The sequence below is a fragment of the Rugamonas sp. FW305-51 genome (assembly GCF_058786935.1).
Genome location: NZ_JBYSZG010000004.1, coordinates 113,176 through 132,583 on the forward strand (window position 1 = coordinate 113,176; position 19,408 = coordinate 132,583).

Below are 19,408 nucleotides of genomic sequence, written 5' to 3' on the forward strand. Positions count from 1 at the left end.
CCGGATGCGCCACGCCGCCGGGGCGACAATGACGCGGACGATCAAGCGATCAGGCGATCAGGCGTAGTCGGCGTCCAGTTCGGAGCCGGCATAGTTTTCCAGCTCGGCGAACAGCGTCTTCATGGCCGTGCGGCCACGGATATGCTGCAGCACCGTGCATGTGCCGCGGTAGCTGGCGATGCGGTCCAGCAGCACGGGATGGTGCTGCACCGGCACGGCGGCCACCAATGCCGCCCAGCCCTCCTCGAAGTCCGGCTTGTTCTTGCGCACCGACTTGACGAAGCGCTCGAACTCCTTCTGCCCCGTGCGCGCCACCACCCTGCCCCCGCCTTCGACGGCGAAGATGACGGCCAGCGCGATCACGCCTTCCGCATTGAGATCGGTGTCGTTGACGGGACCTTCGCTGTTGTGGCGGCGCAGCCAGGACGCCAGGCGCACGATGGCCTGGGTTTCCTTGCGCTGCTTGAGCTGCTGGGCATAGCGCTCGTAGCCGGACCAGTTCTGGTTCGGGTCGGCTTGGCAGAGGTCGACGAACAGGTCGCGCAGGCGGCGCTGTGCATAGACGGGGTCCAGGTCATACTCGCCCACCAGCGCATCTTCCGGCAGCGCGGCCAGTTCGCGGATCAGGCGGAAGCCGGCCTGGAACGCGTGCTCGGCGCCATGCTCGACGAGGAAGTCCAGCGCCGCCTGGTCGCTCTCGTCCAGCAGCACGCTGTCGAGGCCCAGCGAGACACCGCCCACGGTCAGCTGCAGCGCCTTCTGGATGCCGTCGGCCGTGCGGTCGTTGGTGAACTTCTCGGCCACCATGGCCGTGATGCCCGTGAGCTCGTCGGCCAGGTTGAAGGCCGCGTCCTGGCGCGGATCGGTGGCCAGTTGCTTGATGGCGCGGGTCAGGCGCGGCAGGTTTTCTACAACAATTGCTGGCAGCATGTATCAGGATTCCATTACGAGAAAATGCCGGTGCCCATGCTGCGGCGCGTGCCGGGCTTGGCCGCGCTGCGGGTGGACGGAACCTGCTTGCGCAAGCGGTACAGCAGTTCCTTGGTGGAGCGCTGCAGGTGCTTGGGTTCCTCGTCCGGGTCGTCGCTGAACTCGGCGTCGGCCAGGTCGGCGCTGTGGCGGAATTCCGGGAACAGCTCGAACAGGGCGCGGTCCCAGCCATCTTCCGACGCCTGCGCCAGCGCCACGGCCAGCGGCACCACGTCGTTGTCGGACGAAGTCTGGCCCGTCAGGTAAGGGCCCTTGGCGATGATTTCGCCGGCCACTTCCAAAATCTCCTTGGGCGCCATCGAGAACAGGATGGCGAACACGGTCGAGCCCCAGTCGGTGGCCGACGCTTCGGCCAGCAGCGCGTTGCGGCGATCCTCGTCGTCGTTGGCGAACACCACGCCGTGCACGTGCGCGAACAGCGATTCGGCGATGCGCTCGGGATCGTCCTCGATCAGGTCGTCGGCCCAGGTGGCGGCGAAGAAGGCCAGGCTGTCGGCCCAGGCCTTGGGCGGCACCAGCAGCGTGGCCAGCGACATCTTGCCGCCGTCAAAGCCGGCCATGTGCAGCGCCGTCACCTGGGGCGGCAGGTCCTGCAGCACGTCCACCACGGCCAGGTCGCCGTACTGGTCGGCGGCATCGGCAAAGGCTTGCTCGGCGTGGCCCAGCGAGCCGGCCAGCACCAGTTCCGTCACCTGCTTGCGCAGCGCGGGCAGATTGCTTTTCTCGGACATGGTCATTCTCCTTCCTGATCGAACATTTGGGCGAAATCGTCCGTCGCCTGGTCTTCCTCGTACTCGTCGTCGTCGCCGTCGTCGTTGGCCGACAGCTGCTCGAGCGACTGGTCGTCGTCGTCCCACTTGCGCGGGTTCTTGTACAGGAAGGCGGTGATGATGGCCTGGCGCGCCAGGTCGGGGAAGCTCTCCTCCAGCGCCGCATACATCTTGGCCGGCGCTTCGCCCTGGCACGAGGCCATGGCGAACACGCGGGCCGGGTCGCCGAATTCATAGTCTTCCGCCTCGGCCAGCAAGCCCTTGGGGTTGGAAAACTCGATATGATCGACCAGCGCGAAGGCCAGCATGTTCACATCCTCGATGCCGCCGCCGCTGGCGTATTCCGACACCAGGGCGTCGACCATGTTCTTGTAGTTCTTGCGATCGGGCGGGTCGCCCAGAATGCCGTCGATCTGGCCGCCCAGTTCGCGCGACTGATAGGCAAATTCGGGGTGTACTTTTCTCATGGAATGCTTTCTTTCTGTACTGCTGTCTGAATGGTGCGCGGCGCCACGCGGGCGCCGTTGCGGTTGCTGCGCTGTGGCCCCGGTGGGCGTCAGGCCGGCGGCAGCGTGGTGCCGTGCAGGTTGAAGACCGAGCGCCACAGCTGGTAAGCCTCCGCTTCCGGGTCGATGATGATGCGGTGGTTCACACTCTGGTTGTACTCTTCGCGCTTGACCGGGTCGGACAGGATTTCATATGCCTTGGTGATGCTTTTGAAACGCACTTCCGCACCGGGCGCCGGGTTGCGGTCGGGGTGGAAGCGCATGGCCAGCGAACGGTAGACCTTCTTGATTTCATCGTCCGTGGCGTTGGGCGCGACACCGAGCACATTGTATAAATTTTCCATTAGGAAATTCTCCGGGCCGAATGCCATAACAATTAAAGACGAATTATCCTATAGATCGGCCTCCGGCGTCCCGTTTTGGCTGTCCGCAGCGTCCGATAGCAGCGCGATTTGGGGCCGATCCCGGCCCCAACCTGCCGCCATCGGCATGCAACGCACCCCGTTTCATGTCACAATCTTGTCAATTCATCCATTTCAATGCCGTGCCGCAGCAAATCGCGCTCCCCGCCGGGGGGATACGGTAAAATGCCCGCTACTCGACACTTTGCAAAGCAACTTTTCAGATGAGCAACGATAAAAACAGCACTGCGCCGGCCTTGTCCTCCAACTTCCTGCGCGCCATCGTCGAATCCGACCTGGCGGCCGGCACCCACGTCCGTCCGGGCCTGCCACCTGTCATCACCCGTTTCCCGCCGGAGCCCAACGGCTACCTGCACGTGGGCCACGCCAAGTCGATCTGCCTCAACTTCGGCCTGGCGCGCGACTACCAGGGCCGCTGCCATTTGCGCTTTGACGACACCAATCCCGAGAAGGAAGAGCAGGAATACGTCGACACCATCATGGACAGCGTCAAGTGGCTGGGCTTCAGCTGGGACCATGAAGGCCCCGCCGGCACCGAGCACCACCTGCACTACGCCAGCGACTACTTCGACCAGCTGTACGCGATGGCCGAATACCTGATCACGGCCGGCTACGCCTACGTCGACAGCCAGAGCGCCGAAGACATGGCGGCCAACCGCGGCAACTTCAGCACGCCGGGCAAGAATTCGCCGTTCCGCGACCGCCCGCGCGAAGAATCGCTGCAACTGTTCCGCGACATGAAGGCCGGCAAGTTCCCCGACGGCGCCCACATCCTGCGCGCCAAGATCAGCGACGACGCCATGGCCTCGCCCAACATGAACCTGCGCGATCCGGCCATCTACCGCATCCGTCACGCGCACCACGTGCGCACGGGCGACGCCTGGTGCATCTACCCGATGTACGACTACACGCACCCGATCTCGGACGCGCTGGAACAGATCACCCATTCCGTCTGCACCCTGGAATTCCAGGACCACCGGCCGTTCTACGACTGGCTGCTGGCCACGCTGGCCGAAGGCGGCTTCTTCCAGCAACCGGTGCCGCGCCAGTACGAATTCTCGCGCCTGAACCTGACCTACGTCATCACCAGCAAGCGCAAGCTGCGCCAACTGGTGGAAGAAAACATCGTCGACGGCTGGGACGACCCGCGCATGCCCACCATCGTCGGCCTGCGCCGGCGCGGCTACACGCCGGAAGCGATCCAGCTGTTCTGCGAACGCATCGGCGTGACCAAGTCCGACGGCTGGATCGACATGAGCACGCTCGAAGGCTGCCTGCGCGAAGACCTGGACCCCAAGGCGCCGCGCGCCACGGCCGTGCTGCGCCCGCTCAAGCTCATCATCGACAACTTCGAGGCCGGCGCCAGCGAGGAATGCAGCTCGCCCGTGCACCCGCACCACCCGGAACTGGGGCTGCGCACCTTCCCCATCACGCGTGAACTGTGGATCGAGGAAGAAGACTTCATGGAAGTGCCGAGCAAGGGCTATTTCCGCTACTACCCGCCGATCGGCGACGCGCCGGGCAGCCGGGTGCGCCTGCGCCACGGCTACGTGACGGAATGCACGGGCTACGACAAGGACGAGAACGGCAAGGTCATCGCCGTCCACGTCAACTACTTCCCGGACAGCAAATCGGGCACGCCCGGATCGGACAACTACAAGGTCAAGGGCAACATCCACTGGGTATCGGCCGCCACCGCGCTGGCAGCGGAAGTGCGCCTGTACGACCGCCTGTTCACGGACCCGCAGCCGGACGGCGGCGGCAAGGACTTCATGCAAGCGCTGAACCCGAACGCCAAGGAAGTGATCACGGCCTACCTGGAGCCGGGCATGACGGCGGCCCAGCCGGACCAGCGCTACCAGTTCGAGCGCCACGGCTATTTCGTGGCCGACCGGGTCGACTCCCAGCCAGGCAAGCCCGTGTTCAACCGCATCGTCACCCTGAAAGACAGCTGGACCGCCAAGTAAGCCGGCGCCGCTCCCGCCCAACCGCCTCCGGGCGGCTTTTTTATTGAAAAATGGGGTACGTCCCCATTTCCTGGAAAATGGGGACGTACCCCATTTTTTTGATCGTTTGCATAAGACAAATGACAATTTAACAAAATAACTTGACTGTGCGGCCAGAACCCGTTTATAAATCAGGCAACTTTGCCCGCCGTTAAGGCCGCTGCGCCATGCCCGGGTCCCGTCCCACGAACCAGGAACTGTTCCGCGCGATACCCGATGCCCACCGTCCCAGCGCAAAAGAATTGGTTCTCCGTTGCGGCGTCCGTGTGGTGGACAGGGCTCCTGTTGTCGCTCACCGTGGGGCTGGCCCTGTATGTGGTCACCGCCCGCTCCATCGAGCATGACGCGCACCAGCGCTTCCTGAACCAGGCCCGCAACGCCCAGTACGCCCTCGCCGCCCGCGTGCGCGCCTATACGGACGTGCTGCGCGGCGCGGCCAGCTTCTTCCAGGCGGCCGACAAGGTCGACCGCGCCAGCTTCCACCGCTATGTCAGCGGCCTGAACCTGCCACAGCAGTTCGCCGCCATCGACAACGTCAATTTCGCCCAGCACGTAACCGACAGCCAGCGCGCCCGCTTCGAGCAGGCCGTGCGTGCCAGCGGAAGGGCGCTGGACGGCTATCCGCCGTTCGCCATCCAGCCGCCGGGCCGGCGGGCCGACTATGCCGTCATCACCCTGATCGAGCCGGTCGAGCAGTTCAGCGAAAAGCTGGGCATGGACATCGCCGCCCGCGCCCCCGTGGCCCGCGTCCTGGCGCAATCGCGCGACACGGGCGCGCCGGCCACCTCCGGCCAGACCATCGCCCTGCTCGAGCAGCCGCAGCGCACCGGGTTGGCCATGCGCATGCCCGTCTACCGCAAGGACGCGGCGCTCGACAGCGTGGCCCGGCGCCGCGCCGCCTATCTGGGCTCGGTCGGCATCGGCTTCAGCGTGCACCGCCTGGTGCAGGCGGCGCTGGACGAAATCGCGGGACGCAACCTGCGCCTGTCGCTGTACGACAGCGGCGAACTGGACGAACCGCGCCCCCGCCCGGCGGACGAAGTGCTGCTGTTCGACAGCCCGCCCGCCACCGGCGCCGAACAAACGGACGATCTTTTTGCCACGAACTTGCCGGTGGAGTTTGGCGGGCGCCTGTGGCAAGCCCGCTTCAGCGGCCCCAAGGCGGCCTGGCGCTCGCCCGTGGACGGCTACCTGCCCTATCTGGCGCTGGCCACGGGCAGCGTCGTCACGTTGTTGCTGTATGTGCTGTTCCACACGCTGGCCGCGTCGCGCCGGCACGCCATCCGCATGGCCAAGGCCATGACGCGCGAGCTGCGCGACAGCCAGGCCCGGCTGCAGCAGTCGCACCACAAGCTGCGCGGGCTGGCGGCCCACGCCGACCAGATCAAGGAACTGGAGCGCAAGCGCATCGCCCGTGAAATCCATGACGACCTGGGCCAGAACCTGCTGGTGCTGCGCATCGAGGCCGACCTGCTGGCCTCGCGCACCCGCCAGCGCCATCCGCGCCTGCACGCGCGCGCCCGCACCACGCTGGGCCAGATCGACCGCACCATCCGCAGCGTGCGCCACATCATCAACGACTTGCGCCCGGCCGTGCTGGACCTGGGCTTGAGCGCGGCCGTCGAATGGCAGATCGACCAGTTCCGCCAGCGCTCGGGCATGGTGTGCGAACTGGTCGAAGGCGAGGCCGAGATCACGGTCGACGATCTGTGCGCCACGGCTTTCTTCCGTGTGTTACAAGAGTCACTGAGCAATATCCTGCAGCACGCGCGCGCCAGCGCCGTGCGGGTGGAGCTGCGCCAGCAGGACGGCGTGCTGAGCATGACGGTCAGCGACAACGGCGTGGGCATAGTGCCCAGGCAGCGCCACAAGCATGGCTCGTTCGGCCTGGTCGGCATCGAGGAGCGCATCGGCATCCTGGGCGGGTGCTGCACGATCAGCGGCGGGCCAGCTGCCGGCACCACGGTCACCGTGTCGGTGCCGGTTGACGGTGGCGCTGACGATGGTGCAGCCTCCGCCTGCGCCGAACAGGAGCTGGCCGTATAAATCCGCTGCCGCCCGGCCAAGCCGGTGCCGGAAATATGTCGATAGTTTGCGCAAAATCAATAACAGTGGATTGCCTTTAAGAAAGAATCCTTCATTCCGGCAGGGCGTAAATGTCGTGCCAGGGGCGCCGCGGCGCAGGCTACTGCAGAGTCCGACTTACTGTCATTTTGCAAGTCATCTTCATAGTGCAAATTACCGACAATTTTTTGAATTTCATGTTGAAATTGGTGGCGCGCCGAATATACTAGGACTGTTGACATGCATCAACTAACTGCTACCTGACCCTCGTAGCAGCGCCGGCCCAGGCGACACCGCGCCGACCGCCGGCCAACGCTACTATATCCAGCCGAAACGCCGCCGCGACGATAGACATTTCGTTTTTCACTCATTCAAGGCAAAGGAATTTCATCCATGATTTCACATGACAGCTTTCAAGCAATCGCCGACCTGGACCTGGAACCGATCAAGGTCAAACTGATGCACGAGGAATCGGGTGAGGGATGGTCGCTGGACCAGGTCAATGCGGTCGAATTTGAATACCGCCGTTTCCTGTACCTGATGAAGACCTTCCCCCATGAGCAGACGGCGCCGCTGATGGATGTCGATATCTTCTGGCACTACCACATCCTGGATACGATGAAGTATGCGGCCGACTGCGAAGCCGTGTTCGGCTACTTCCTGCACCACTTCCCGTACATCGGCCTGCGCGGCGAAGACGACGAGCAAGTCCACCACCGTGTCGGCGAGCGCATGCGCGAACTGTATGAAGCCACCTTCGGCGAGAGCTATGACCGCAGCGCCCGCCCGGCCTACTCCGGCGCGGCCGTCCAGGCGGCGGGCGAGGAAACGGCGTATTCGGGCGCGCAAACGGTAGCGTACTCGGGTGCGGCCACCAAGCAAGCCAAGGAAACGGCCTACTCCGGTGCGCAGACCGTGGCCTATTCGGGTGCGGCCACCAAGCAGGCCAAGGAAACGGCTTACTCCGGCGCCCAGACCGTGGCCTATTCGGGTGCGGCCACCAAGCAGGCCAAGGAAACGGCTTACTCCGGTGCCCAGACCGTGGCCTATTCGGGTGCGGCCACCAAGCAAGCCAAGGAAACGGCTTACTCCGGCGCCCAGACCGTGGCCTATTCGGGCGCAGCCACCAAGCAGGCCAAGGACACGGCCTACTCCGGCGCGCAGACGGTCGCCTATTCGGGCGCAGCAAATTCCAATGCAGGCGCGCAAAAAATGGCCTATTCTGGATTACCGGCAGAGAAACAGACTGCCTACTCCGGCGCGGCCGGTGCTGCCCTGACCGACAGCATGTACACAGTGCGGCCACGCCTGAGCGCTTGAGTGTCCGGCGTCCTGGCGGCTGAACCGCCAGGCGCTGCGCACGATGATGCCGGGGCCCTTGCAGGGCCGCCGGCATTTTTTTCGCCCCCCCCATGGAGATCGTCATGGCCGTCCATACAGTCACCAGCAGCACCACGACGGTACAGGCGCCGCCTGCGCCGCAGCCCAAGCCGACGCACAAGGCCACAACCGAACAGACGGCCGCCCCGCCGCCATTGCCACCGCCGGCGCCCGCCGTCAACACGCAGGGACAGACGATAGGCACGACCATCAGCACCAGGGCTTGAGGGCGGCGAACTGAAAAGGAAGGGAACTGGCCGCAAGGCCGGAACGATGACATGCCGGGCATGGAGCACGCCGGCCTGATGAAAAAACAACACGGAGCAGACGGCACGCCAAACGGCGCCGTCCCGTCAGGCCCACGGCCTGGCAACAGGGGCAACGGCGTAAGGCTGCGCTTACGCCGTGGCTAGCGGCTGCTTAGGCAGCCATCAGCTCGCGCAGTTCGCGAATGCTGAAGTCGCTGATCTCGTGCATGCGGATCAGGATGGTCGCGCCGATCGGCAGCGTGTTGTGACGGATCTTGCTGATCACAGGTGGCGCAACTTCCAGCGCGCGCGACAGGGCAGCATCATTTTTCAGTTGCAGTTTCTCAATGATGGCGTCCAGCACACGGTTCGGGTTGTACGTAGGCGACGCGGTGATTTCTTTGATAGACATGATAGTTCAGTAGGTTTCTGGCCGTCTCTTGGTAAGAAAACGACACTCAAATAAAAAATATTTAGCTTCATTACCTCGATCGCAGCCCAAGACACCAGCTTTCATACTGGCATCCGGTGCGCGGCCGGGATAATACACGCTTCCGTTAACGTAAGGCTAACTCATCAGACATTTCTGTGAGATTTAGAGAGATTTTACGCCTATTTCTTGTGGTAGGAATATTTTTCTTGCGAAATAAGTAAAAATCCCTAGCGTGTGCGGCTGAAACCTGCGGCGAGGAAGCACCATTCGACAGCGAGCAGCGTGGCCAGCTGGGCGATCGTGCCTGGGAAGAACAGGCCTTGGCCTGTGGAGAAATCGCTACAACGGGAACCGCCGTACCAGCCCAGCTGGCGGCGGATTTCGTCTGGCGTGGGAGGGGGGCGGCGGTCGAACTCGCGCAGGTGCATATAGGCCCGAACCTGCTCTTTGGTCGGATGCAATGGGGTTTGCATGTTGCGCTCCTTCACGGTCCTCGCCGGCTTGCGTCGGCGATATAGTAGTTAACGGCCAGCTAACCGAATTCTGCAGCCGTCACCACGATCTCGCTCACCATATCGTACCATAGAGCGGGCTGTTTGATATATATCATGCAACTCGACTTGCCAGTGTGACGCAACAAGCTTACACGGAACTTGCACCGGCCGGCCGGCCCGGCAACGGCCATGCGCTAGAATAGCGGCCCTGGCCCGCCGGCACCGGCCGCCCACTTAACCGCACTAGAAGGCCCCCATGACTTACGAAGAATTCCTCGACGAGATCACCACCCTGCTCACCGAGCTGTACGACATGACCGACGAGGCCGCCATCAAACTGGTGGTCGATGCCCAGGCCGCCGATTATTTCGTCACCCATGACGACCAGCCCGAGCTGCGCACGGCCGAGCAGGCGAAGAAGGAAGCCGTCGCCCTCTACGAAAGCAAGCAGAACAAGCAACGCACCCAGCAGAAGCAACAGCAGCGCGTACAACAACAACGCGTCCAGCAGAAGAAACGTTGACCTGTCCGGCGCAGCTGCCCGTCGCCCGCCGCGGCACGCCATGCCCCGGCGCCACGGCGCGCCACATGTGGCCAGGCCGGCACGGCGCCGGATTCAGCTCGGCTTCATTTTGGTTACACGTCGGTTCCAGGCCGATTTCAGGCCGGATTGAGCCCGGATTGCGGTCACCCCCTGGCCAGCTTCAGACCGGCGCAACCGCGGATGGCACCATTCCGGCAGCCAGGGCATCGGCCACCGTCGGGTAGCGCAGGCGCACGCCCAACTCCCTTTTCAAGCGGGTATTGTCCATGCGCCGCGATTCGGACATGAACGACAGCAGCGTCGGCGTGACCACCTGCTCCAGCGCCGCCCGCGGCAGGCGGGGCGGACGCGGCAATGCACAGGCATCGGCCACGGCGTCGAAGTACTGGCCCATTTTCATTTCACTGTCGTCGACGGCATGGTAGACCCGGTTCGGCCGTCCCCGCAGCAGCGCGCGCGCCACGATGCGGGCCAGGTCGTCGGCATGGATGTGGTTGGTGTACACATCCTCCGCCTCGGCCAGCGCCGGCGTGCCCTGCTGCAGGCGCTTGAGCGGCAATCGCTCGGGCGCATAGATGCCGGGCACGCGCAGGATGGACAAGGCGGCGCCTGCCCGGATCGCCCAGCTGCGCAGCACCTGCTCCGCATCCACCCGGCGGCGGGCGCGGCCGTTAGAGGGCGCCACCGGCCGGCTCTCATCGATCAGGGCGCCGCCGCAATCGCCGTAGACGCCGCTGGTGCTGACATAAACCAGCCGACCATGCTCGGGTAAAATGGCAGTCAGATGCCGCGTGCGCAGATCGAGCGCGCCGTCGGACTGGGGCGGGGCCAGGTGCACCACATATTGCGCCAGGCCCGCCAGGCGGCGCAGCGTGGCCGGACGGTCGAGGTCGGCCACCAGCGGCACGGCGCCCAGCGCGCGCAGCGCGGCGCAGCGCCCCGGCTGGCTGGTGAGGGCGAACACGCGGAACTGCGTGCGCAACAAGGACAGCAAGCGCATGCCGACGTCGCCGCAGCCGACGATAAGCAGGCGCGGCCGATGGAATTTTCGAATAACTGTATTTTTCATATGAAAGATTGTATGACGTTTCACATTACCGTACAGCCCAGCGGCCATCAATTCGCCTGCGAGGAAGACGAAACCGTGCTGGCGGCCGCCATGCGCGCCGGCGTCGGCCTCCCCTACGGGTGCAAGAACGGCGCCTGCAGTTCCTGCAAGGGCAAGATCGTGTCGGGCAACGTCAGCCACAAGGCGCACCAGCAGCGCGCCCTGACGGCGGAAGAGGAAAGCGCCGGCTGGTCGCTGTTCTGCTGCGCCACCGCCCACAGCGACCTGGTGATCGAGGCGCGCGAAGTGGAAGGCAGCAGCGACTATCCAGTCAAGAAGATGCCGTCGCGCGTGAGCACCATCGAAAAAGTGGCGCCGGACGTGGTGGTGTTGACGCTGCAATTGCCGGCCAACGAAAAGCTCAAGTACCGGGCCGGCCAGTACATCGAATTTATGCTGCGCGACGGCAAGCGGCGCAGCTACAGCGTGGCCACGGCGCCGGAATCGGAACAGCCGCTGGCGCTGCACATCCGCCACATGCCGGGCGGCCTGTTCACGGAACAGGTGTTTACCACGCTCAAGGAGCGCGACATCCTGCGCTTCGAAGGACCGCTGGGCACCTTCTTCGTGCGCGACGACAGCGACAAGCCCATGGTGCTGCTGGCCTCCGGCACCGGCTTCGCGCCCATCAAGGCCATCGTCGAACACCTGGTGCAGCAGGGCTCGACCCGCCCCATGACCCTGTACTGGGGCGGCCGCCGCCCGCAGGACCTGTACATGGACGCCCTGTGCCGTCAGTGGGCCGCCGAGCTGCCCAACTTCAAGTACATCCCCGTGGTGTCGGACGCCCAGCCGGACGACGCCTGGCAAGGCCGCACCGGCTTCGTGCACCAGGCCGTGATGGCCGACCTGCCCGACCTGTCGGGCTACCAGGTGTATGCCTGCGGCGCGCCCGTCATGGTCGACTCGGCCCGTCACGACTTCGTGGCCCAGTGCCGCCTGCCCGACGACGAGTTCTACGCGGACGCGTTCACCACCGAAGCGGACCTCAACAAGCCGTAATGGCAACGGCGCCTGCCCACGCAGGTGCCCCGCCTTGGCGACGCGGCGTGCCAAGGTGGCGCGTCGCCCTACCCCTGCCCGCGTCCGATGCCTGTAAGATGGCGCCATCCCCACTCGCCAACTGACGATGCGTGTCCAACTGCCATTGCGCGGATTCATCCGCAGCCGCCCTCACCTGGTCGGCGCCATCGCGCTGGGCGCGGTGGTCGGCCTCTTCCTGCCCCATGCCTGGTCCGGGCTGACGCGCCTGCTGGTGGCGTGGGACACGGGCGTGTGGGGCTATCTGCTGACCACGGGCTGGATGATGATGCGGGCCGACCATGTCCTGGTCAAACGTTTCGCGGCCCGCCAGGACGAACGCTCGCCCGTGATCCTGGCCACCCTGTGCGTGGCCGCCCTGGCCAGCCTGGTGGCCATCGTGTCGCAACTGTCGGCCCTGAAGGACGTGGCCGGCACCGAGCGGGCCTTGCATTACGGCCTGGTCGTGCTGACGCTGCTTGGCTCCTGGTTCCTGGTCGGCACCCTGTTCACCTTCCACTACGCCCACCTGTACTACACGGAGCCGGACGGCGAAGCGTCGCTGGCCTTCCCCGACGGCACGCGCCAACCCGACTACTGGGACTTCCTGTATTTCTCGTTCACCATCGCGGTGGCGGCGCAGACGTCAGACGTCACGGTGCGCACGCCGCCGATGCGCAAGCTGGTGCTGGGCCAGTCAGTGCTCAGCTTCTTCTTCAACCTGGTCATATTGGGGCTGTCCATCAATATTGCAGCAGGCATTATCAATACCTGAGCGCGATCCAGGGCTATTCCGAAGCGATGATCTGACGCGGGTTTCGCCGCTGCCGAAAAGGAGTAAGATAAACCCGTGTGCAAGGCATTTTGGCCACCAGGTTTGGGTGCACACCGGGCGACGCCATGGGCGCCACCCCCGAAGCACAAATGCTTTGACCCTGCCTTCTTGTATAACCGGGAGTAAGCATATGCAGATCAATATCAACACCGATAAAACCATCGAACGTCATGCAGGCCTGGACGAACATGTGCATTCCGTCGTCAACGCTGCCCTCAACCGGTTTGGCGAGCATATCAGCCGGGTCGAAGTCCACCTCAGCGACAACAACAGCCAGAAATCGGCCGACGGCGATAACCGCTGCCTGATGGAAGCACGTGTGACGGGCTATCAGCCGATCGCCGTCAGCGACCATGCCGCCACGCTGCACCAGGCCATCGGCGGCTCCGCCGACAAGCTCAAACGCGCCATCGACAGCGCCCTGGGCCGCCTGCACGACAGCAAGCTGCGCACTCCCGTACCGGACGGCGCCACCGCCGAGGAAGCGGCCGACTGACCACGGCCAGGACGGCCCGCCGCCTGGCGCGGCGTGCCGTCAGCGCTGCGCCAGCTGGCGCAGATAGCGCAATCCCTGCAGCGAACGGCTGCCATACCACGACATCATCTCCCCATCGACCAGCAACACCGGCTTGCCGATCTGGCGTTCCAGCGCGTCGCAGTGCGCCTCCGTGAATCGGTAGGGCTCGCTCGACAGCAGCACGCCGTCTATGCCCTCCAGCAAGGCCGGCGTCCACTCGAAGCGCGGATAGCGCACCGGGCCCAGGTCCGGCACCTGCCAGCCGATCTCGGCCAGCATGCTGGCGATATAGGTGTCGCGCGACACGCTCATCCATGGGTCTTGCCAGATGCAGTACAACATGGTCTGCGGGCGCGTTGCCGGCGCCGCGCGCAGGTTCGCATGCAGGTCCGCATATTCCTGTTCGAAGGCGGCGCACCAGGCTGCCGCCTGCTCGTCGGCGCCGAACACGGCGCCCATCAGGCGCGCCAGCGCCACGTTGTCGTACGGCCGGTTGGGATGGGTGACGACGATGTGCGGCACGAACTCGGCCAGCGCATCGACGGTGGGCTTTTCATTCTCATCGATGTTGACCACCAGGTGGGTCGGCGCCAGCTTGCGGATCTTGTCCACGTTGACATCCTTGGTGCCGCCAATCTTGGGGATGGCCTGCACCACCTCGGCCGGATGGATGCAAAAACCGGTGCGCCCCACGATCCGGCCGGCCAGGCCCAGCTCGCACAGCAGTTCCGTGATTGAGGGCACCAGCGAGACGATGCGCGCCTGCGGCGCGGCCACGTGTTGCTGGCCGATGGCGTCGGTCAAGTTCATATTAGTGTCGGCCTGCGGTTGCGGAGAATGGCGCTATTGAAACACGGGGCGGCGCGCCGGCGCCACTTTTATCAAGCGGACCCCGATCACGTTTCATGACAACTTTGTTTGCGCTATGATAATGGCCAGGCTTGCATGTTGGCAGCCTCTTCCCTGAAAGACGATCGTGAAACAAATCAGCACCTTTGGCGCCTCCGGCTACCCGCTCAGCGAATTGCAGTTATTTCGCGACGCCGACGACGCGGCCGCCATCGCGCAGCGTCTGGCCGGCTGCGCCGTGGTGCGGGTGGAAGCGGGCCAGCCCGTCGCCGACGGCCAGCGGGCCAGGCTCTACATCGTACTGCGGGGCGCGCTGGCCGTGGCGGCCGACACCCGCACCGGCATGGCCGACGGCACCGTCAGCAAGGTATTACCGGGCGAAAGCGTGGGGGAACAATCGGTGCTCGACGAGGAAACCAATCTGTCGTCCATCACCGCCCTGGAACAAAGTGAGTTGCTGGTGATCGAGGCCGATCTGGTCTGGCAGCTGATCGACGAATCGAACGCGCTGGCGCGCAACCTGCTGCGGCTGCTGTCGTTCCGCATCCGCGCCGCCAACGCCCAGTTGCGCCGGCGCCAGAAGCTGGGCGAGTTCTACCGCCAGCTGTCCATGATAGACGGCCTGACGGGCCTGTATAACCGGGCCTGGCTCAACGATGTGCTGCCCACCATGGTGGCCGCGGCGCACGGGGCCGGCACGCCGCTGGCCCTCATCATGATCGACCTCGACCATTTCAAGAAATTCAACGACAGCCATGGCCACCTGGCCGGCGACCAGGCGCTGCGCACGGCGGCCCAGGTGCTGAGCGGCGCCCTGCGCCCGACCGATTGCGCCGTACGCTACGGCGGCGAGGAAATGATGGTGCTGTTGCCCGACACCAGCGACAAGGTGGCCGTGGCCGTGGCGGAACGGTTGTGCGAGCGGATGCAGCAGGCCGTCGTGTTCGGCGACATGCGCCTGCCGCTGCCCCATATCACGGCCTCGCTGGGCGTGGCCAGCCTGCAGCCGCAGCAGGACGAGCACGCACTGATCGCGGTGGCCGACGCCGCCCTCTACCGCGCCAAGGAAGCGGGCCGCAACCGCGTGGCCCTGCAGGAGCTGCCGGCCTGACGGTTCAGGCGGCGTGACCGGCCGCCGTGGCGGGCGCGGACGCCGCAATGGATGCGTGGGCCGAGACCGCCACAGTCTGCGTCGCTGCCGACGTGGCCGGCTCCGGTGCGCCGTCCGATGGCGCGGTGGCCGGCTTGCTGCGTTGCGCCGCCTCGAAGTCCGCATAGCCCTTCTGCACCAGCTCGTAGGTCTTGTCGATATTGCTGGCGATGTCGCCGTTCAGCACGCTCAGCCCGGTCAGGATATCGCGCGCTTCCTTGAAGCCCTGCTCCATGCCGCCCTTGATGGTGGACATGAAGTTGCTCAGCATCTGGTCCGGATCTTCCCCCGCATGCTGTTTCTGGTAGGCCCCGTAGAAGGCCGTCGACAGGGACACGATGCGGCCCGCCGTGCCGGCCGGCGTATTGTCTTGCGACATGGCGTTCTGGATGGCGTTGTCGCCCAGCTGGCCTTTCAAGGCTTCGTTGATGCCGGTCAGGGCCGACTTGAGCAACAGCGCCAGCGGATCGTCCTGGGCGCCGATCGACACCGTCAGCGAAGCCTGCACGATGGACGCGTTCAGTTGCAGCCGGGCCTGGGCCGCCGGCGCCGGGCCGGCCTCGCCGGTCTGCTGGCTGGCCGCCACATTCACCGGGGCAGCCGGTGCCGCCACGGTGGCGTTGACGGAAACGTGATTTGACATGATGACGCTCCTTGCTCCAGCATACTGGATGAACTCGCGGCCAATGACCACGCCACCGGCCCCGGGGGCTGGCCAGGCGTGCGCGGCGCTGCTGTGGCGCCGGGCAGGCTGAATCTGGCCTTCCACCTTATACTATCGGCCCGCGGCCAGAAAACTGCAGTATTTTCAACAAATTTATGACTTCCCACACTTTCCTCTGGCACGACTATGAAACCTTCGGCGCGCAGGCGCGCCGCGACCGTCCCGCCCAGTTCGCCGCCATCCGCACCGATGCCGACCTGAACGAGATCGGCGAGCCGATCATGCTGTACTGCAAGCCGGCCAACGACTTCCTGCCCGACCCGCAGTCATGCCTGATCACGGGCATCACGCCCCAGCAATGCCTGGAATGGGGCGTGCCCGAACACCAGTTCGCCGCCACCATCGAGCAGGCATTCTCCAAGCCGGGCACGGTGGGCGTGGGCTACAACACGATACGGTTCGACGACGAGATCACCCGCTTCCTGTTCTGGCGCAACCTGATCGATCCGTATGCGCGCGAGTGGCAGCACCAGTGCGGCCGCTGGGACATCCTGGACGTGGTGCGCATGACCTACGCCCTGCGGCCGGACGGCATCAACTGGCCCACGCGCGAAGATGGCAAGCCCAGCTTCCGGCTGGAACACCTGGCCGCCGCCAACGGCCTGCTGCACGAGGCGGCCCACGACGCGCTGTCGGACGTGCGCGCCACCATCGCGCTGGCGCGCCTGATCAAGCAAAAGCAGCCCAAGCTGTTCGACTTCTGCTTCGCCCTGCACAAAAAGGACCGCGTGGCCGACGAGATCGGCATGCACCTGGCGCCCGCCCTGCGCGCGCCCTTCCTGCACGTGTCGGGCATGTTCCCGGCCGAGCGCGGCTGCCTGGGCGTGGTGTGGCCGCTGGGCGTGCACCCGACCAACAAGAATGAAGTGATCGTCTGGGATTGCAGCTACGACCCGCGCGAGCTGGCCGCGCTGGACGCCGACACGATACGGCTGCGCCTGTTCAGCAAGGCCGACGCCCTGCCCGAAGGCATGACCCGCCTGCCCATCAAGAGCATCCACCTGAACAAGTCGCCGATGCTGGTATCCAACCTGAAGACGCTGTCGCCGGCCATGGCCGCGCGCTGGGGCATCGACGTGGAAGGGTGCCGCGCCAACGCGGCCCTGGCCGCGGCCGGGCCGGACATGGCGGCCACCTGGGCCGCCGTGTTCCACCGTCCGGGCGCGCCGGCGCTGGATGTGGATGAGGATCTGTACAACGGCTTCGTCGGCACGGGCGACCGCCGCCTGCTCGAATCGCTGCGCAAGGAAACTCCGGCCAGGCTGGCCACGATGTCGCCCGTGTTCGACGATGCGCGGCTGGCCGAACTGCTATTCCGCTACCGCGCCCGCAACTTCCCCGAGACGCTGTCGGCGGCTGAAATGGAACACTGGGAACAGCACCGCGCAGCCCGCCTGTTCGACGGCGAAGGCGGCGCCCGCACGGTCGACCTGCTGTTCAGCGAGATCGACCAGCTGCAGGAAACGGCCGACGAGCGCGGCGAACACATCCTCGGCGAGCTGTACGACTATGCGGAGATGGTCGCGCCGGCGCGCTACTGATGCCGCTGGTCCGCCTCAGCCAGCGCGGAACTGGTTGATGGCTTCGCGCGTCTCCAGCGCCACGCGGCGGGCGGCGGCGGCGAAGTCTTCAGCGCCCTGCTGCGGCGCATAGATAATGGCGCGCGAGGAATTGATCATCATGCCGCTGCCGCCGGCCGTCTTGCCCGCGCGTACGGTGGCCGCGATATCGCCGCCCTGGGCGCCGATACCGGGCACCAGCAGCGGCATGTCGCCCACGATGGCGCGCACCTGCGCCAGCTCTTCCGGGAAGGTGGCGCCCACCACCAGCGCGCACTGGCCGTTGCTGTTCCACTTTTCCGCCACCAGCCGCGCCACGTGCTGGTACAGGGGCTGGCCGTCCACGTTCAGGAATTGCAGGTCGGAGCCGCCCGGGTTCGAAGTGCGGCACAGGATGATGACGCCGCGCTCGCTCCACTCCATGTAGGGCTCGACCGAGTCCGACCCCATGTAGGGATTGACGGTAACGGCGTCCGCGCCATAGCGGTCGAACGCTTCGCGCGCATACTGGCGCGCCGTGGCGCCGATGTCACCCCGCTTGGCGTCCAGGATCAGGGGAATGTGCGGATAGTTGGCGCGCACGTAGGCGCAGATCCGTTCCAGCTGCTGTTCGGCACCGAGCGCCGCGAAGTAAGCGATCTGCGGCTTGAACGAGCAGGCCAGGTCGGCCGTGGCATCGATGATTTCACGGCAGAACTGGTAGATGCCGTCCGGCGCGGACTGGAACTGGGCCGGCAGCTTGGCCATGTCGGGATCGAGGCCGACGCACAGCAGGGAGTCGTTGGCCGTCCAGGCGGCGGATAATTTATTGATGAAATTCACGACACTTCCCTTTATTCGGTTGCAAACCCTCAATTGTAACGCGGCCACCCCTGCCCCATGCGAAACGGCTGCGGCGGTGGAGTAAAATCCGCTACACCACGGGCGCCACAAGCGCCCTCAACCTTCAGCATGAAAGCGAACCCCATGAAACTGACCAACAAAGTCGCTATTGTGACCGGCGCCACCCAAGGCATCGGCCTGGCCTGCGCCCAACGCCTGGTGGCCGAAGGGGCCAGCGTCATGCTGGTCGACATCAAGCCCGACGGCGCGCTGGCCGCGGCCGCGCTGGGCGAACAGGCCCGCTTCTTCGCCGCCGACGTCAGCCAGAAAGCCGACGTGGACGCCCTGGTGGCCGCCACCCTGGCCGCCTTCGGCCACATCGACATCCTGATCAACAACGCGGGCGTGACCCACGCCGCCGACTTCCTCGACCTGACGGAAGAGGATTTCGACCGCGTGCTGCGCATCAACCTCAAATCGATGTTCCTGTGCGGCCAGGCCGTGGCGCGCGAGATGGTCAAGCGGCACAGCGGCTGCATCATCAACATGTCCAGCGTCAATTCAGAACTGGCCATTCCCAACCAGGTGCCCTATGTCGTCTCCAAGGGCGGCATCAACCAGCTGACCAAGGTGATGGCGCTGAACCTGGCGCCGCACGGCGTGCGCGTGAACGGCATCGGCCCCGGCACCATCCTGACGGAACTGGCCAAGAAGGCCGTGCTGGGCAGCCCGGAGGCGCGCCACACCATTTTGTCGCGCACGCCCATGGGCCGCTGCGGCGAACCGGAGGAAGTGGCGTCCATCGCCGCCTTCCTGGCCAGCGACGACGCCAGCTACATGACGGGCCAGACCCTGTTCGTGGATGGCGGCCGCCTGGCCCTGAACTACACTGTTCCCGTCAAGGATTGAGTGTTTCCGAGGAGATATAACCAAAAGGCATGACTGGTATCCAAAACGACAATTAGAC

General features: G+C 65.1%; 21 protein-coding genes. 11 read left to right on the forward strand and 10 right to left on the reverse strand.

Going from position 1 to position 19,408, the window contains the following annotated elements; translation table 11 throughout:
• Positions 1–57: 57 nt before the first annotated feature.
• From AC3WOS_RS04450 to AC3WOS_RS04465, 4 genes are all read right to left on the reverse strand, one after another.
• Positions 58–930, reverse strand: a complete 873-nt coding sequence (locus AC3WOS_RS04450; protein WP_492714637.1) for a hypothetical protein — start codon at positions 928–930, stop codon at positions 58–60.
• 14 nt (positions 931–944) lie between these two features.
• Positions 945–1,721, reverse strand: a complete 777-nt coding sequence (locus AC3WOS_RS04455; protein ID WP_492714638.1) for a hypothetical protein — start codon at positions 1,719–1,721, stop codon at positions 945–947.
• 2 nt (positions 1,722–1,723) lie between these two features.
• Positions 1,724–2,227 carry a hypothetical protein gene (locus AC3WOS_RS04460; protein ID WP_492714639.1) on the reverse strand — a complete coding sequence of 168 codons (504 nt, stop codon included), beginning with the start codon at positions 2,225–2,227 and terminating at the stop codon, positions 1,724–1,726.
• Between the two features lie 89 nt (positions 2,228–2,316).
• Complete coding sequence (locus AC3WOS_RS04465) at positions 2,317–2,610, reverse strand: J domain-containing protein (RefSeq protein ID WP_492714640.1); 294 nt, start codon at positions 2,608–2,610, stop codon at positions 2,317–2,319.
• A gap of 281 nt (positions 2,611–2,891) precedes the next feature.
• Between AC3WOS_RS04465 and AC3WOS_RS04470 the strand changes: the two genes are divergently transcribed.
• The 4 genes from AC3WOS_RS04470 (at position 2,892) to AC3WOS_RS04485 (ending at position 8,365) form a co-directional block, all read left to right on the forward strand.
• Positions 2,892–4,655 (forward strand): glutamine--tRNA ligase/YqeY domain fusion protein, encoded by a 1,764-nt coding sequence (locus AC3WOS_RS04470; RefSeq protein ID WP_492714641.1) that lies wholly within the window; start codon positions 2,892–2,894, stop codon positions 4,653–4,655.
• A 324-nt stretch (positions 4,656–4,979) separates the two neighbouring features.
• Positions 4,980–6,740 carry a CHASE domain-containing protein gene (locus tag AC3WOS_RS04475; RefSeq protein ID WP_492714642.1) on the forward strand — a complete coding sequence of 587 codons (1,761 nt, stop codon included), beginning with the start codon at positions 4,980–4,982 and terminating at the stop codon, positions 6,738–6,740.
• 411 nt (positions 6,741–7,151) lie between these two features.
• A complete protein-coding gene (locus AC3WOS_RS04480) occupies positions 7,152–8,078 on the forward strand; it encodes a glycine-rich domain-containing protein (protein WP_492714643.1) in 927 nt (308 codons plus the stop codon).
• Positions 8,079–8,182: 104 nt separating this feature from the next.
• Positions 8,183–8,365, forward strand: coding sequence for a hypothetical protein (locus AC3WOS_RS04485; protein ID WP_492714644.1), 183 nt, complete (start codon positions 8,183–8,185; stop codon positions 8,363–8,365).
• Positions 8,366–8,558: 193 nt separating this feature from the next.
• Here the strand turns inward: AC3WOS_RS04485 and AC3WOS_RS04490 are convergent, their stop codons facing one another.
• Together AC3WOS_RS04490 and AC3WOS_RS04495 are read right to left on the reverse strand one after the other, a co-directional pair.
• Complete coding sequence (locus AC3WOS_RS04490; RefSeq protein ID WP_008445950.1) at positions 8,559–8,798, reverse strand: hypothetical protein; 240 nt, start codon at positions 8,796–8,798, stop codon at positions 8,559–8,561.
• 248 nt (positions 8,799–9,046) lie between these two features.
• Positions 9,047–9,292 (reverse strand): hypothetical protein, encoded by a 246-nt coding sequence (locus AC3WOS_RS04495; protein WP_492714645.1) that lies wholly within the window; start codon positions 9,290–9,292, stop codon positions 9,047–9,049.
• Positions 9,293–9,569: 277 nt separating this feature from the next.
• Between AC3WOS_RS04495 and AC3WOS_RS04500 the strand changes: the two genes are divergently transcribed.
• Complete coding sequence (locus AC3WOS_RS04500; RefSeq protein WP_492714646.1) at positions 9,570–9,836, forward strand: hypothetical protein; 267 nt, start codon at positions 9,570–9,572, stop codon at positions 9,834–9,836.
• Positions 9,837–10,017: 181 nt separating this feature from the next.
• Here AC3WOS_RS04500 and AC3WOS_RS04505 read toward each other — a convergent pair whose 3' ends face one another.
• Positions 10,018–10,926 (reverse strand): SDR family oxidoreductase, encoded by a 909-nt coding sequence (locus AC3WOS_RS04505; RefSeq protein ID WP_492714647.1) that lies wholly within the window; start codon positions 10,924–10,926, stop codon positions 10,018–10,020.
• A gap of 12 nt (positions 10,927–10,938) precedes the next feature.
• Between AC3WOS_RS04505 and AC3WOS_RS04510 the strand changes: the two genes are divergently transcribed.
• The 3 genes from AC3WOS_RS04510 (at position 10,939) to AC3WOS_RS04520 (ending at position 13,316) form a co-directional block, all read left to right on the forward strand.
• Positions 10,939–11,967, forward strand: coding sequence for a CDP-6-deoxy-delta-3,4-glucoseen reductase (locus AC3WOS_RS04510; protein ID WP_492714648.1), 1,029 nt, complete (start codon positions 10,939–10,941; stop codon positions 11,965–11,967).
• A 127-nt stretch (positions 11,968–12,094) separates the two neighbouring features.
• Complete coding sequence (locus tag AC3WOS_RS04515; RefSeq protein ID WP_492714649.1) at positions 12,095–12,760, forward strand: DUF1345 domain-containing protein; 666 nt, start codon at positions 12,095–12,097, stop codon at positions 12,758–12,760.
• Positions 12,761–12,950: 190 nt separating this feature from the next.
• Positions 12,951–13,316, forward strand: coding sequence for an HPF/RaiA family ribosome-associated protein (locus AC3WOS_RS04520; protein WP_492714650.1), 366 nt, complete (start codon positions 12,951–12,953; stop codon positions 13,314–13,316).
• Positions 13,317–13,355: 39 nt separating this feature from the next.
• On the opposite strand, the gene AC3WOS_RS04525 is transcribed toward AC3WOS_RS04520, so the two are convergent.
• A complete protein-coding gene (locus AC3WOS_RS04525) occupies positions 13,356–14,147 on the reverse strand; it encodes a helical backbone metal receptor (protein WP_492714651.1) in 792 nt (263 codons plus the stop codon).
• A 166-nt stretch (positions 14,148–14,313) separates the two neighbouring features.
• On the opposite strand from AC3WOS_RS04525, the gene AC3WOS_RS04530 reads away from it, so the two are divergent.
• Positions 14,314–15,297, forward strand: coding sequence for a GGDEF domain-containing protein (locus AC3WOS_RS04530; protein WP_492714652.1), 984 nt, complete (start codon positions 14,314–14,316; stop codon positions 15,295–15,297).
• Between the two features lie 4 nt (positions 15,298–15,301).
• Here AC3WOS_RS04530 and AC3WOS_RS04535 read toward each other — a convergent pair whose 3' ends face one another.
• Positions 15,302–15,979: a DUF5610 domain-containing protein gene (locus AC3WOS_RS04535; protein ID WP_492714653.1), complete on the reverse strand. Its 678-nt coding sequence runs from the start codon at positions 15,977–15,979 to the stop codon at positions 15,302–15,304.
• A gap of 176 nt (positions 15,980–16,155) precedes the next feature.
• Here AC3WOS_RS04535 and sbcB point away from each other — a divergent pair, with 176 nt between their 5' ends.
• Positions 16,156–17,601, forward strand: a complete 1,446-nt coding sequence (gene sbcB / locus AC3WOS_RS04540) for an exodeoxyribonuclease I (protein ID WP_492714654.1) — start codon at positions 16,156–16,158, stop codon at positions 17,599–17,601.
• A gap of 15 nt (positions 17,602–17,616) precedes the next feature.
• Here the strand turns inward: sbcB and pyrF are convergent, their stop codons facing one another.
• Complete coding sequence (pyrF, locus tag AC3WOS_RS04545) at positions 17,617–18,441, reverse strand: orotidine-5'-phosphate decarboxylase (RefSeq protein WP_492714655.1); 825 nt, start codon at positions 18,439–18,441, stop codon at positions 17,617–17,619.
• Positions 18,442–18,585: 144 nt separating this feature from the next.
• On the opposite strand from pyrF, the gene AC3WOS_RS04550 reads away from it, so the two are divergent.
• Entirely contained in the window at positions 18,586–19,350 is a 765-nt protein-coding gene (locus AC3WOS_RS04550; RefSeq protein WP_492714656.1) for an SDR family NAD(P)-dependent oxidoreductase, read from the forward strand.
• Positions 19,351–19,408 lie beyond the last annotated feature (58 nt).

What these genes read in the sequence shown, in the direction of transcription:
- AC3WOS_RS04480 (WP_492714643.1), top strand. Translation starts at nt 7,152, where the DNA reads ATGATTTCACATGACAGCTTTCAAGCAATCGCCGACCTGGACCTGGAA.
- AC3WOS_RS04465 (WP_492714640.1), bottom strand. Translation starts at nt 2,610, where the DNA reads ATGGAAAATTTATACAATGTGCTCGGTGTCGCGCCCAACGCCACGGAC.
- AC3WOS_RS04525 (WP_492714651.1), bottom strand. Translation starts at nt 14,147, where the DNA reads ATGAACTTGACCGACGCCATCGGCCAGCAACACGTGGCCGCGCCGCAG.
- AC3WOS_RS04510 (WP_492714648.1), top strand. Translation starts at nt 10,939, where the DNA reads ATGACGTTTCACATTACCGTACAGCCCAGCGGCCATCAATTCGCCTGC.
- AC3WOS_RS04495 (WP_492714645.1), bottom strand. Translation starts at nt 9,292, where the DNA reads ATGCAAACCCCATTGCATCCGACCAAAGAGCAGGTTCGGGCCTATATG.
- AC3WOS_RS04450 (WP_492714637.1), bottom strand. Translation starts at nt 930, where the DNA reads ATGCTGCCAGCAATTGTTGTAGAAAACCTGCCGCGCCTGACCCGCGCC.
- AC3WOS_RS04500 (WP_492714646.1), top strand. Translation starts at nt 9,570, where the DNA reads ATGACTTACGAAGAATTCCTCGACGAGATCACCACCCTGCTCACCGAG.
- AC3WOS_RS04520 (WP_492714650.1), top strand. Translation starts at nt 12,951, where the DNA reads ATGCAGATCAATATCAACACCGATAAAACCATCGAACGTCATGCAGGC.
- AC3WOS_RS04460 (WP_492714639.1), bottom strand. Translation starts at nt 2,227, where the DNA reads ATGAGAAAAGTACACCCCGAATTTGCCTATCAGTCGCGCGAACTGGGC.
- sbcB (WP_492714654.1), top strand. Translation starts at nt 16,156, where the DNA reads ATGACTTCCCACACTTTCCTCTGGCACGACTATGAAACCTTCGGCGCG.
- AC3WOS_RS04515 (WP_492714649.1), top strand. Translation starts at nt 12,095, where the DNA reads ATGCGTGTCCAACTGCCATTGCGCGGATTCATCCGCAGCCGCCCTCAC.
- AC3WOS_RS04470 (WP_492714641.1), top strand. Translation starts at nt 2,892, where the DNA reads ATGAGCAACGATAAAAACAGCACTGCGCCGGCCTTGTCCTCCAACTTC.
- AC3WOS_RS04455 (WP_492714638.1), bottom strand. Translation starts at nt 1,721, where the DNA reads ATGTCCGAGAAAAGCAATCTGCCCGCGCTGCGCAAGCAGGTGACGGAA.
- AC3WOS_RS04550 (WP_492714656.1), top strand. Translation starts at nt 18,586, where the DNA reads ATGAAACTGACCAACAAAGTCGCTATTGTGACCGGCGCCACCCAAGGC.
- AC3WOS_RS04490 (WP_008445950.1), bottom strand. Translation starts at nt 8,798, where the DNA reads ATGTCTATCAAAGAAATCACCGCGTCGCCTACGTACAACCCGAACCGT.
- AC3WOS_RS04485 (WP_492714644.1), top strand. Translation starts at nt 8,183, where the DNA reads ATGGCCGTCCATACAGTCACCAGCAGCACCACGACGGTACAGGCGCCG.
- AC3WOS_RS04535 (WP_492714653.1), bottom strand. Translation starts at nt 15,979, where the DNA reads ATGTCAAATCACGTTTCCGTCAACGCCACCGTGGCGGCACCGGCTGCC.
- AC3WOS_RS04505 (WP_492714647.1), bottom strand. Translation starts at nt 10,926, where the DNA reads ATGAAAAATACAGTTATTCGAAAATTCCATCGGCCGCGCCTGCTTATC.